Consider the following 12,066-nt stretch of genomic DNA (forward strand, 5'->3'; position numbering starts at 1 on the left):
CTCGGGCGAGAAAAAAAGGAGGCGCGTCCCGGCCGGGACGCGCCTCCTCTCGTCGTCGAGCGGTCAGCTCGCGGGCCGCACGTCGAACGCCGACGCGAGCTTCTCGATCTTCTGGGCCCGGCCCAGGCGGGGCAGGTCGCTGCCGTCACGGATGACGCGCCCACGGCTCTCGAAGTCGGCGAGGAAGTCCTGGGCCCAGGCGACGTCCGACGGCGTGGGGCTGATGACCTCGTTGATGACGGGCAGCTGCTCGACGTCGAGGCAGAGCTTGCCGGTCAGGCCAAGGGCGACGGCCACACCCGACTGCTCGCGCAGGACGGGGTGGCTGCTGCCCACCGTCGGCCCGTCGATGGGGCCGGGCAGCCCGCCGATGCGGCTGGCCACGACGAGCCGCGAGCGAGGGTAGGCCATGGCCAGGTCGTCGGCGCTCGTCCCGGTGTCGCGGCGGTAGTCACCGCTGCCGAACGCCAGGCGGAACGCGCCGCGGGCCTTGGCGATGGCCGGGCTCTCTTCGATGCCGAGGGCCGACTCGACGAGCGCGAGCACCGGCACCGCGCCTCCGAGCCGATCGAACGTCTCGGTGACGTGCTCGGGCGCCTCGGTCTTGGCGAGCATGACGCCGTGCAGTCCGGGCAGGCCCATGAGGGCGTCGACGTCGTCGGACCAGAAGTCGGTCGAGCGGTCGTTGATGCGCACCCAGGCTTCTCCGCCGCCCGTCAGCCAGGCGACGACGTCGTCGCGAGCGGCGGGCTTGCGGGCCGGGTCGACCGCGTCCTCGATGTCGAGGACGATCTGGTCCGCCCGTGACGCCTGTGCCGAGTCGAAGCGGTCGGGCGCGGTGCCCGGCACGAGCAGCCACGAGCGGGCGATGTCGGGGTTCGGTCGCGCCCGGCCGACCGTCGAGGCCCGGCGGGTCGTCGCCGTGGCATCGGTCGCGGCGACGTCGGGCTCGGCGGCGTCGGTCGCGGTCGGGTCGGAGGGGATCTGGCTGGTGTCGGTCATGACGTCGTCGTCCTTCGTCGCTCGGCGGTCCCGTCCACGCTACCGGCTCGTCCGGGCCCGTGAGTCCTTCCGACGAGGGCGAGGGCTCCCGGCCTGCGGTGCCGTTCGGGCGTAACGTTCAGGAGGATCACAGATCCAGGGAACGACCCCACCGACAGGAGTGAGCCATGACCGACGCGAACGATCCGCGGCGCGACCGCCCCGACCACGAGGGACGCGATCCCCAGTACGGCGACGACACGAACGACGCCCCGCGGTCCGACGAGACCGGTGAGACCGGAGAGCGGGCCGAGGTGCCCTACGGCTCCGAGGTGCCGACCCAGCAGCCCCCCGCCGTCGATTTCGGCGGCGACGCCCCGACGCAGCAGCAGCAGCCCGCCGTCGACTTCGGTTCGGACGCGCCGACGCAGCAGGGCCCGATCGCCGACGCGGAGGACCGCCCGGTCGTGGCCGAGACCCACGCGACGTCCGCCCCGTCCGACGAGGAGGCGCTGCCGGAGTCCGTGCCCGCCGAGTACGTCCCCGGCGACACGGCGTCCGACCGGCCCGCCGATGCCGACGCCGACGCGTCGACCGACGCCGACCGTCGCGACACCGAGGTCCTCTCCGAGTCCGACCGCGACGCGGCCTCGGCCGGCCGTCCCACCGAGGCCGTCCCCATGGTCGCGCCGACCGAGCCCGCCCAGCGGGCCTGGTCCGCCTCGACCGACGGCACGCGACGTCCCCTGCACGACGACGAAGCCCTGCGTGCGGCCGAGGCCGCACGCGCCGGTGACCCCGCCACCGGTGACCGGGGTGACGACACGGCCACCGCGGCGTCCGCGACGGCGGCGACCGGCGCCTCCTCGTCCACCCACGACGGGTGGGTCGACGACCGCTCGGACGCCGAGCGCGACGCCACCGACCGCGCCGCGGCCGAGCGTCAGCCCTCGTTCGGCCAAGACGCCCCCACCGCCGTCGCGCCGACCGCGGCAGCAGCAGGAGGCGCGGCTGCGGGTGCCGCCGCCGGTCGCGACACCGGGTCCCACGCCTACCCCCTGATCAAGGACTCGGGCATCGACCACGTGTCGGTGCGCCGTGAGCTGCTCGCCCAGCAGAAAGAGGAGTTCGGCGGCATCCGTTTCGGTGCCGGCCTGCTCGGCTGGTTCGCCGCGACGGGCTTCGGCCTGGTCATGATCACGATCTTCGGCGGCGTGCTCGCGGCCTGGGGCGGGGTCGCCTCGGGGTCGACCGCCATGGCGGACCTGCGCTCCTTCACGACCGACAACGCCGACGTGCTCGGTCTCACCTCGGGCATCGTGGTCCTCGCGATCATCTTCTTCGGGTACCTCATCGGCGGGTACACGGCCTCACGCATCGCCCGCTTCAGTGGCGTCAAACAGGGGCTCGCGACGTGGCTCTGGGGCCTCGTGATCACCATCGTGCTGGCGGTCGTCGTGGGCGTCGTCGGGACCCAGGCCGGCGACTCGTCGTCGCCGAACCCGTTCGTCCCCTCGATGGACGACCTGCAGTCGTCGTCCCTCGCCGGGCTGATCGGCCTCGGGCTCCTGGTCGTGCTGAGTTTCGGCGGAGCCGTCCTCGGTGGCCTGCTGGGTCAGCGCTACCACCGCAAGGTCGACCGCTTCTTCGCCGAAGAGGAATGATCGCCGAGAGGGGGGCGTCCCAGGCGGGTCGCCCCTCTGCTCGTCGCCCCATCCGACGCCGCCCGGGCGTCGAACACCGATCAACCCCACCGGGCAGCACAGACAAGGACCACTCATGCGCACCCCCCTCCGTTCATCACTCGGTCGAGGCGTCCTCGGCGCCGTCGCGACCGGAGCTCTCGTTTTCTCGCTCGCGGCCTGCGCCTCGACCTCGGACTCCGAGAGCAACAACACGGCTCCGACCCACCCCGTGAACCAGACCCGCGAGCCCGGCCCGGGCGAGAGCCTCCTGCCCCAGGCGTCGATCCCCGACCTGTCGAACGGCGTCGACACGCAGGTCGCGGTGGACGCATCGTTCGTCGAAGCCCTCACGACGCTCGGCCTGACCCCGGGCGTGGTCGGCACCGCGACCTTCACCGACGGCACGTTCTCGTTCCCGATCACGGGCGGGCACGTCGACTACTTCGGCCCTGACAGCGAGATCCGTCCCTACGTGCAGGGCGAGATCGACCACGACGGCTCGGGCCTCTCGCTGACCGCGGGCAGCACCGCCGTCGAGCTGAGCGACTTCCGCATCGACCCGGGTGAGTCGAAGCTCTACGGCACCGTGACGGCGAACGGCCAGGTCGTCGCCGAGGACGCCTATCTCTTCACCCTCTGGGGCGGCACCCTGAAGCCCCTCGAGGTCGTCGACGGCAACGCCGTGCTCGAGGGCACGACGGTCCACGTCAGCCCCGACGCGGCCGAGCTGCTGAACGAGACCTTCGGGACGGACGCCGTCCAGGACGAGATGCTCGTCGGCGTCGCGAAGATCACCGCCGCGACCGAGTAATACCGAACTGCGGCGTGATCCGGTACCTACCGAATCAGCCTCGAACCCGGTTTCGAACCATGAACCCAGTTTCTCCTGGGTTCATGGTTCGAAACCGGGTTTTTCGGCACCAGTCCGAATTGAGACAAGACGACAACCAGGTTTCGGGGTGCCGAAACATTGCTAGGGTCGAGGCATGAGCTCGACCGACGCCCGCCGCGCCGACGCCCACCGACCCCGTGGCGGCGGCCCCGGCCGGGTCGTCCACGCCCGGCCGCGCGGCACCCTGCTCGGCCCGGCGTTCGTCGCCGCGATCGCCTACGTCGACCCGGGCAACGTCGCCGCGAACCTCACCGCAGGGGCGGCGTACCAGTACACGCTGCTCTGGGTGCTCGTGCTGGCCAACGCCATCGCCGTGCTGGTCCAGTATCTGTCGGCCAAGCTCGGCATCGTCACGGGGCGCTCGTTGCCCGAGGTCATGGGCACGCGCCTCCGTCGTCGGCCGCTCCGGCTCGCGTACTGGGGGCAGGCCGAGCTGGTGGCGGCGGCGACCGACGTCGCCGAGATCATCGGCGGCGCCCTCGCGCTGCAGCTGCTCTTCGGTGTGCCGCTCGTCGTCGGGGGCCTGATCACCGGGCTCGTCTCGCTCGGCCTGCTGATGCTGACCCGGTACCGCGGCGGTCGGGTCTTCCAGACCGTGGTGATCGCCCTGCTGGCCGTCCTCACCCTCGGCTTCTGTGCGGGCCTGCTCTTCGCGCCGCCTTCGGCCGGGGGCATGCTCGCCGGCCTCGTGCCCCGTTTCGAGGACAGCACGGCCGTGCTGCTCGCCGCGTCGATGCTCGGGGCCACGGTCATGCCGCACGCCGTCTACCTGCACTCCGCGCTCACCCGTGACCACCACGGCGTCGTCGCCGAGGGGGCGGACCGTGCCCGCGTGCTCCGGGCCACGCGCTGGGACGTCGTCCTCGCCCTGCTGGTCGCGGGCGGCGTCAACGTCGCCATGCTCGTGCTCGCGGCCTCGACCCTGGCCGGTCAGGACGGCACCGACACGATCCCCGGGGCACAGCAGGCCATCGCCGCGGCGCTCGGGCCCGTGATCGGAGTCCTGTTCGCCGTCGGCCTGCTCGCGTCGGGTCTCGCCTCGACGTCGATCGGGGCGATGGCGGGCGCAGAGATCATGAAGGGGCTGTTGCACGTGCAGGTACCGCTCCTGGTGCGTCGCGTCGTGACGCTGATCCCGGCCCTCGTGTTGCTCGCGACGGGCATCAGCCCGACCTGGTTGCTCGTCCTCAGCCAGGTCGTGTTGAGCTTCGGGATCGCCTTCGCCCTCGTCCCGCTCGTCGTCGCGACGAGCGACCGGGCGCTGATGGGGACGGGCGTCAACGCGGCCGCCACGCGGGTCGCGGGCTGGGCGGCCGTGGTGGTCGTCGTCGCGCTCAACCTCGTCCTGATCGGGTTGACCGTCTCGGGGGCGTGAGGGGGCGGGTCGACCCGACCCGCGCCTCCTGTGTTCTCAGCGGTCGGCGTCGCCCGTGGTGGGTTCGATGTGTGGCCCGTCGTCGGGGGCCTCGCCGGCCGCGACCTTCTCGGCCTGGCGCCGGTCGAAGGCCGCCTGCATCGACTCGGCATGGTCGGTCTTGGCCTTCGCGAGGGCCTCGTCGTCGCCGCGCATGGTCGCCGCGGTCGAACGCAGGCGGGCCCCGACGGCTGTGACGAAGTCGGCCGGGCTGGGGCTGAAGTCGTCGCTCTCGTCACCGTCCCCCGCGTCGACGTAGTGGTGCAGCTCGTCGCCCTCGTCGTGTCGGATCGGTTGCTGGGCGTGTTCGACGCACAGCTTGGCGACCTCTTCGGCATGGGCGTGCATGACCGAATGGGCGGCGCCGGGCATCTCCCACAGGCGGGACGAGGGCAGCAGGTCGCCGACCCGACGCACCCATTCGCGCGGGGCGACGGCGTCGTGCTCGCCGCGGATGACCAGGGTGTCGGCGGTGATCTGCGGCAGGTGCCGCTCGATCGGGTACGTCATCATCTTGGGCAGGATGCGCGAGAACCAGCGCACGCCGCAGAGCACGTAGGCGCTGAGCGCCAAGAACTTGACGCGGCCGGGCTCGTGCCAGGCGGCCCGGGCGAAGCGCACCGCCTGCTCGAGCAGGTGACGGTGGGCCGGGTCGATGACCGGCCCGATCAGCACGACCGTCGACAGGTCGGGTCGGCGCGCGGCGAGGTCGACGACGATCTGCGTGCCCATCGAGTGCCCGACGACGATCGGGTCGTCGAGCCCGAGCTCGTCGATGGCCGTGCCGACGAGGTCGGCGTACTCGCGGATGGTGAGGGCGTGGCCCGGGTGCGGCACCCCGGCGAAGCCCGGCAGGTCGAGGGCGTGCACGGGGCCGAACTCGTTGAGGTTCGGCGCGAGGCGCTCGAAGTAGTCGGACGAGACGCCGATGCCGGGCACCAGCACGAAGGGACGCTCGCCGGTGTCGCCGATCGTGTTGACCCGCACGTAGAGGTCGCCGCGCTCGACGCGGCGGACGGTCACGTTCGTGTCGACGCCGCCCGACCGGGAGGCGTCACGAGCGGCCGCGCGGCGGGCCGAACCGGCGTGGCGACGTCGAGGACTCATCGGATCAGTGTGGCACGGCGGGCTCGGAGCCCGACGCGCTGCTGCGGCGTCGGCCCTCGATGCCAGGCCGACCCCGCCGTCCGGTCGAGGCGGGGTCGTCAGGCGGGGGCCACGACGCCGTCGAGGGCGCGCAGGTTGCGCCGCAGGATCAGCGACAGGGCGAGCGCCGACGCGGGCCCGGCGGCACGCATCCACCAGGCCGACGGGCGCCAGACGACTCGGATGTCGAGCGTCACGCGATCGTCGTCGTGACGGTGCACCCGGTAGCTCTCCCACCCGCGCTGGGGGTGGCCGACCAGGGCCGCGTGGCCGAAGCCGACCTCGGCGTCGGTCCGGACGACGGAGAACACCCGGCACGCGACGGGTGGGTGCAGGGGGCCGAAGGTGACGCCCCAGACGCTCGTCGCGCCGACGGTCACCCGGTCGGGCACCTCGAGCGGCACGAAGCCCGAACCGTGGTGCACCTGCCAACGCAGCACGGCGTCGCCCGCGGCGTCGAAGGCGGCCCGGCCGTGGCCGATCACCCGGCTGCGGGTCGTGACGTGGAACCCGGCGGGTGGCGGGCCGTCGAGGCTCGGTTCGCCCTCGAAGGCGTAGCCGTCGCCGAACCGGGCCCGGGGCGGGTGTGACGTCATGGGTCGACCCTGCCACGTCCTGGCGCGTCGGCGGGGCATGATCGGACCGTGACCGACCCGACCGACCCGACCGACCCGACCGCCCCGACGCCGACCCCGCCCACGGCCTACCTGATCCTGCACGGGTGGCGGAACCATCGCCCCGAGGGCCACTGGCAGCGCTGGCTCGCGGCCGAGCTCGAGGTCCGCGGGCACGTGGTGCGCTACCCGCAGCTGCCCGACGCCGACGAGCCCACGCCCGCCGCCTGGGAGGCCGCGGTGCGTCGGGAGCTCGCCGCCCTTCCCGAGGGCCGACCGGTGACGGTGCTGTGCCACAGCCTCTCGTGCCTGCTCTGGCTGAGGTTGCAGGCCGGCGACGAGCCTCCGCGGGCCGACCGGGTCGCGCTCGTCGCGCCTCCGTCGCCGGAGCTGATCGCCGGGCAGCCGATCCACGCGTTCGTGGCCGGCGACCCGTTCGACGGGCGTCGGCTCTCACCCGGTGGGTCCGCCGAGGCGGTCGTCGTCGCCGGCGACGACGACGAGTGGCTGCCGCTCGGCCCGGTCGACACCTGGGAGGCGCGGGTCGACGCCCCGGTCGTCGTCGTGCCCCGAGGCGGTCACCTCACCCCCGACTCGGGCCACGGCGAGTGGCCGGCCGTGCTGGCCTGGGCGCTCGGCGTGCCTGCGGCGGAGGCGTTCGGCTGAGAGCCCGCCGGGCCCGTCGGCTGGTGACGCCTACGCGTCCGGCGCGAGGAAGGCCGCGGCGGCGCGGGACAGGTAGGCGGGGTCGTCGGCACCGCAGAGCTCGCGGGCCGAGTGCATGCCGAGCAGCGGGATGCCGACGTCGATCGTGCGGATGCCCAGGCGCGTCGCCGTGATCGGCCCGATGGTCGAGCCGCAGGGCACCGAGTTGTTCGAGACGAACTCCTGGAACGGCACGCCGGCCTGCTCGCAGGCCCTCGACCACTCGGCCGCCCCGAGCCCGTCGGTGGCGTAGCGCTGGTTGGCGTTGATCTTGAGCAACGGCCCGCGGTTCACGACCGGCTGGTTCACCGGGTCGTGCCGCTCGGGGTAGTTCGGGTGCACGGCGTGTCCGGCGTCGGCGCTCAGGCACCACGACCCGGCCAGGGCCCTGCGGTGCTCGGTCGTCGTGGCCCCGAGACCGGCCGAGACCCGCGCGAGCACGTCCTCGAGCAGCGGCCCGGCGGCACCCGACGGCGTGGCCGAGCCGACCTCTTCGTGGTCGAACGCGGCGAACACGGCGACGTGGTCGAGCTCGACGCCCGACGTCGCGGTCTCGATCAGGGCGACGAGACCGGCGTGGGTCGACGACAGGTTGTCCATGCGCCCGGCGGCGAACAGCTCGCCGCCCATGCCGAGGACGGCGGGAGGCGCGGTGTCGGCAACGACCACGTCGTACCCGGTCACGTCGGCTCCGGTCAGCCCGGCCAACCCGGCGAGGTGGCCGAGGACGTCGGCCTCGTCGAGCGGCCCCGCCCCGACCACGGGGTTCAGGTGGCGCTGGGGGTCGAGCTTCAGCCCGTCGGCGTTGACGCCACGGTCGAGGTGGACGGCGAGCTGCGGGAAGCGCAGCAGCGGGCCCGTGCGCACGAGGTGCGTCTCGCCGCCGCGGGTGACCAGCCGTCCGGCGAACTCGAGGTCGCGGTCGAGCCACGAGTTGAACAACGGGCCGCCGTAGACCTCGACACCGGCCTGCAGCCAGCCGCGGGTGCCGGTGGTCGGCTTGGGCTTGAGCCTGAAGCCGGGAGAGTCGGTGTGCGCCCCGACCACGCGGAACGGCGTCGTGGCCGTCGCGGTGGCGGGTTCGATCCAGGCGATGACCGCGCCGTCGCGCACGACGTAGCGGCGGCCGGGCCCGGTGGGCCACTCGGCGGTCTCGTCGAGGGCGACGAACCCGGCGTCGTCGAGCCGACGGGCGGCCTCGGCCGCGGCGTGGAAGGACGAGGGCGAGGCCTGGATGAAGCGGGCGAAGTCGTCGAGGTGGGGGCGCGTGTCAGTCATCCCCACCAGCATGCACCACCCGAGGGCGGACCCGACTTCCGCCGAGATGTCACGACGTGCCTCTCATCTTCGAACGTCAGCGGCACGTCGTGACATCTCGGCGGGCACAGCAGCTCAGCGGCCGCCGCTGCCGCCGCGGTTCGCGCCGATGTCGCCACGGTGGGCGTCGGCCTCGGGGTCGGCCGAGTGCGGGTCCTCGTCGTCGACGGTCAGGGCGGCGTCCTGCTCGCCCGAGACGCCCCCGGGGCTCACGGCGACGTAGCCGTCCTCGCCCGAGTGGCTGCCGCCGAGCAGCTGCGTGACGTCGCCGTCCGGCGTCGCGTCGCCCGACCCGGCGGGCTCGCCCTGCGTGTCGGTCGGGCCCGACGGGTGGGTGGCGCGGTGCGTCTCGATCGCGGCGGCCTCGACGGCCGCCTGGTCGAGCGCGTCGCCGTGGCCGAGCTCGTCGTCCGGGTCGTGCGCGTCGGGGTTCGTGCGGGCGTCGCTCATCGGGTGTCCTCTCGTGGTGGACCTCCGACGCTAGGCGCACCGCGCCTCCTCGTCCGGGCTGCCGACGCGGCGGGTGGCGCCGGGCGCGTCACGGCGCCGTCGGCAGCACCGCGGCCCAGAGGTGGAACAGGGCGTAGGCGCGCCAGGGCGACCACGCCGATCCGGCGGCCTCGGCCTGCTTCGTCGTCAGGCCGCCCAGCACCCGCCGCAGCACGAGGTCGCCCGCGGGCCAGGCGTCGCGGTCGCCGAGAGCCCTGACGGCGAGGTACTCGACCGTCCAGGGGCCGATGCCGGGGACGGCGAGCAGACGGCGGCGGGCATCGACGTGGTCGACGTCGGGGGCGATCACGAGTCCGGAGGCGACGACCTCGGCCAGGGCGTGGATCGTGCGTGCCCGGCTGTTCGTCACACCGACCGCTGCCCGGAGCTCGTCGACGTCGGCCGCGGCCAGCCGGTCGGCGCGGGGGAACCGCGTGAGCCCGGTGCCGGCGACCGGATCGCCGTACGCCGCCACGAGACGTCCGGTGAAGGTGCGCGCCGCGGCGAGCGAGACCTGCTGCCCGAGCACGGTCATCACGGCCGTCTCGAAGCCGTCGGGGTTGCCCGTCACACGGATTCCCGGACGTGACGCGACGAGCGGCCCGAGCACGGGATCGTCGGCGAAGCCCCGTTCGACGTCGTCGAGGTCGGCGTCGAGGTCGAGCCAGTCGCGCACGACGTGTCGGGCCGCGTCGATGGTCGTCTCGGTCGGCACCACGCCGTCGGACCCGGTCAGCGTCACGTCCACCCCGGTCGGCGCGAACGCCAGGTCGAGACGGTAGGAGGCGCGCGCGGCCGCCGAGCCCAGCTCGACCAGTCGCGCGTGCGTGGCCGCGGCGACGTCGGTGGCTTCGGCCCCCGGCACGCTGTGCGCGGCCAGCAACCCGACGGCGTGGGCGTGATCCCAGGCACCGACCGGCTCCACCACGAAACGCGCGGCCGCCGTGCCGTGCCCGGGGGAGGTCTCGGGTGGTCCGACGGTCATCGCGCGGTCAGCGGCCGGCCGTCGTCTCCCCACACCCCCGACGACCCGCGCCGGTGGCTGTCGACGAGGTGCGTGTCGACGATGCCCGCGGCCTCCATCAGCGCGTGCATGGTGGTCGGCCCCACGAAGGTGAACCCCTTCACCTTGAGCGCCTTCGACAGGGCGACCGATTCGGGCGACGTCGTCGGCACCTCGGCCATCGTGCTCGGTCGCGGTGTCTCGGCGGGCCGGAACGACCAGACGACGTCCACGAGCCCGCCGTCCGCCCGCAGGTCGAGCGTCGCCCGCGCGTTGCGGATGGTCGCGTCGATCTTCAGCCGGTTGCGGACGATCCCCGCGTCCGCCATCAACCGTGCCCGGTCGTCGTCGTCGAAGCGGGCGACGACCTCGGGGTCGAAGTCGGCGAACGCGGCGCGGAACGCCGGGCGCTTGCGCAGGATCGTCGCCCACGACAGCCCCGACTGGAACGCCTCGAGGCTCAGCCGCTCGAACAGGCCCCGCTCGTCGCGGACGGGCAGGCCCCATTCGGTGTCGTAGTAGTCGCGCAGCAGCGGGTCGGTCGCCGCCCAGACCGGTCGGGCCAGCCCGTCGTCACCGACCACGACGCCGGTGCCCGTCGGGCCAGGCGGCACCACGCCCGGGGTCACCGCGTCGCTCACGCGCGCGCCTCGAGGTCGATCAGGATCTGCTTGGCCGCCATGCCCCCACGGTAGTTGCCGGCGGACCCGTCGCTCCGCACCACCCGGTGGCAGGGGACGACGACCGGCAGCGGGTTGGTCGCGCAGGCCGTGCCGACGGCCCGCACCGCCCGGGGGCTGCCCGAGGCGAGGGCCACCGACGCGTAGCTCGCCGTCGCGCCGTAGCCGATGTCGGGCAGGTGTTCGAGCACCGTCCGCTGGAAGCCCCTCGACAGGCGCTGGTCGAGCGGCAGGTCGAACGTGCGGCGCTCGCCGCGGAAGTACTCGTCGAGCTCGCGTGCCACGGTGTCGAGCCGTGACGGCGCCTCGACCACGCGGGGGCTGACGGTCGAGGCCAGGCGGTCGAGCACCGTGTCGTGCCCTTCGATCTCGAAGGCGACCCGCAGCAGGCCGACGTCGGTCGCGCAGACGAGCAGCGGCCCGACGGGGGAGTCGAGGGTGCGGTAGGCCACGTCGACGGCTCCGGCGTCGAGGGCGGCCTCGGCGAAGCGGGCGTGCAGGGCTGCGAGGCGGTCGTCGGTCGGGTCGAGGCCGGCGAGCAGACGGCGCGGGTCGTCCGACGCGTCGGGGGAGGAGGCGGTCATCGGACGCCCTTCGGCTCGGGTGACGGAGAGGGGGACGGAGACGGGAAGGAGGCGCGACCCACGGCCCGGCCCGGGACGCCGGTGGGTCGAGCTGCCGCCGGCTCGGCCAGCAGCCGGCGCAGCGCGGCGATCCCGTCGGCGGACGCGCGCCGGGCCGCGTCCGCGCTGATGCCCGTCACCTCGGCGACCTCGCGGTGCGAGAGCCCGACGAGGTGGTGGTAGACCACGGCACGGCGTTGTCCCGGCGGCAGCGTCCGCAGGGCTCCGTCCAGTTCGTCGGTGCGGGCGATCGCCTCGTCGTGAGGAGGCGCGGGCGGGGGTTCGGGCACCGTCCCGACCGGTCGGGGGCGCCGATCCCGGGCCCGCAGCACGTCGATGGCCTTGCGGTGCGCGATGGTCACCAGCCACGCCTCGAGGTTCGTCGACGCGGGCAGCGACGGGTAGGCGACGAGGGCCGCCACGAACGTCTCGCTCCATGCGTCGTCGGTGTCGTGCTCGTCGAGCACGGCCCGGCAGACGCGCCAGACGGTGCGGCCGTGCCGTGCGACCACGCGCT

At 73.8% G+C, this 12,066-nt stretch carries 13 protein-coding genes; 4 read left to right on the top strand and 9 right to left on the bottom strand.

Going from position 1 to position 12,066, the window contains the following annotated elements:
• Positions 1-63 precede the first annotated feature (63 nt).
• Complete coding sequence (locus EDF50_RS05975; RefSeq protein ID WP_123518660.1) at positions 64-1,002, bottom strand: CoA ester lyase; 939 nt, start codon at positions 1,000-1,002, stop codon at positions 64-66.
• Positions 1,003-1,169: 167 nt separating this feature from the next.
• Here EDF50_RS05975 and EDF50_RS05980 point away from each other — a divergent pair, with 167 nt between their 5' ends.
• The 3 genes from EDF50_RS05980 to EDF50_RS05990 all read left to right on the top strand — a co-directional run bounded on the left by EDF50_RS05980 (position 1,170) and on the right by EDF50_RS05990 (position 4,933).
• Positions 1,170-2,645, top strand: coding sequence for a CvpA family protein (locus tag EDF50_RS05980; protein ID WP_123518661.1), 1,476 nt, complete (start codon positions 1,170-1,172; stop codon positions 2,643-2,645).
• Between the two features lie 115 nt (positions 2,646-2,760).
• On the top strand, positions 2,761-3,477 hold the full coding sequence (locus EDF50_RS05985) for a hypothetical protein (RefSeq protein WP_123518662.1): 717 nt from the start codon (positions 2,761-2,763) through the stop codon (positions 3,475-3,477).
• 175 nt (positions 3,478-3,652) lie between these two features.
• The gene (locus EDF50_RS05990) at positions 3,653-4,933 is read left to right on the top strand and encodes an Nramp family divalent metal transporter (RefSeq protein WP_123518663.1); all 1,281 of its coding nucleotides are present in this window, start codon (positions 3,653-3,655) and stop codon (positions 4,931-4,933) included.
• Between the two features lie 36 nt (positions 4,934-4,969).
• Here EDF50_RS05990 and EDF50_RS05995 read toward each other — a convergent pair whose 3' ends face one another.
• Positions 4,970-6,079 (bottom strand): alpha/beta fold hydrolase, encoded by a 1,110-nt coding sequence (locus EDF50_RS05995; protein WP_123518664.1) that lies wholly within the window; start codon positions 6,077-6,079, stop codon positions 4,970-4,972.
• Between the two features lie 98 nt (positions 6,080-6,177).
• Positions 6,178-6,714: a DUF1990 family protein gene (locus tag EDF50_RS06000; RefSeq protein WP_158612646.1), complete on the bottom strand. Its 537-nt coding sequence runs from the start codon at positions 6,712-6,714 to the stop codon at positions 6,178-6,180.
• Between the two features lie 48 nt (positions 6,715-6,762).
• On the opposite strand from EDF50_RS06000, the gene EDF50_RS06005 reads away from it, so the two are divergent.
• Positions 6,763-7,398 carry an alpha/beta hydrolase gene (locus EDF50_RS06005; protein ID WP_123518665.1) on the top strand — a complete coding sequence of 212 codons (636 nt, stop codon included), beginning with the start codon at positions 6,763-6,765 and terminating at the stop codon, positions 7,396-7,398.
• A 30-nt stretch (positions 7,399-7,428) separates the two neighbouring features.
• On the opposite strand, the gene EDF50_RS06010 is transcribed toward EDF50_RS06005, so the two are convergent.
• From EDF50_RS06010 to EDF50_RS06035, 6 genes are all read right to left on the bottom strand, one after another.
• Positions 7,429-8,715 carry a M18 family aminopeptidase gene (locus EDF50_RS06010; protein ID WP_123518666.1) on the bottom strand — a complete coding sequence of 429 codons (1,287 nt, stop codon included), beginning with the start codon at positions 8,713-8,715 and terminating at the stop codon, positions 7,429-7,431.
• 114 nt (positions 8,716-8,829) lie between these two features.
• Entirely contained in the window at positions 8,830-9,204 is a 375-nt protein-coding gene (locus EDF50_RS06015) for a hypothetical protein (RefSeq protein ID WP_123518667.1), read from the bottom strand.
• An 88-nt stretch (positions 9,205-9,292) separates the two neighbouring features.
• Complete coding sequence (locus tag EDF50_RS06020) at positions 9,293-10,228, bottom strand: DNA-3-methyladenine glycosylase (protein ID WP_123518668.1); 936 nt, start codon at positions 10,226-10,228, stop codon at positions 9,293-9,295.
• Complete coding sequence (locus EDF50_RS06025; RefSeq protein ID WP_123518669.1) at positions 10,225-10,887, bottom strand: DNA-3-methyladenine glycosylase I; 663 nt, start codon at positions 10,885-10,887, stop codon at positions 10,225-10,227. The genes EDF50_RS06020 and EDF50_RS06025 overlap by 4 nt, the downstream gene beginning before the upstream one ends.
• Positions 10,884-11,510, bottom strand: a complete 627-nt coding sequence (locus EDF50_RS06030; protein ID WP_123518670.1) for a methylated-DNA--[protein]-cysteine S-methyltransferase — start codon at positions 11,508-11,510, stop codon at positions 10,884-10,886. Before EDF50_RS06030 ends, EDF50_RS06025 begins: the two co-directional genes overlap by 4 nt.
• Positions 11,507-12,061 carry an RNA polymerase sigma factor gene (locus EDF50_RS06035; RefSeq protein ID WP_370453973.1) on the bottom strand — a complete coding sequence of 185 codons (555 nt, stop codon included), beginning with the start codon at positions 12,059-12,061 and terminating at the stop codon, positions 11,507-11,509. The genes EDF50_RS06030 and EDF50_RS06035 overlap by 4 nt, the downstream gene beginning before the upstream one ends.
• Between the last annotated feature and the right edge of the window lie 5 nt (positions 12,062-12,066).

The organism is Frigoribacterium sp. PhB24 (assembly GCF_003755185.1).
Taxonomy (GTDB): Bacteria; Actinomycetota; Actinomycetes; order Actinomycetales; family Microbacteriaceae; genus Frigoribacterium.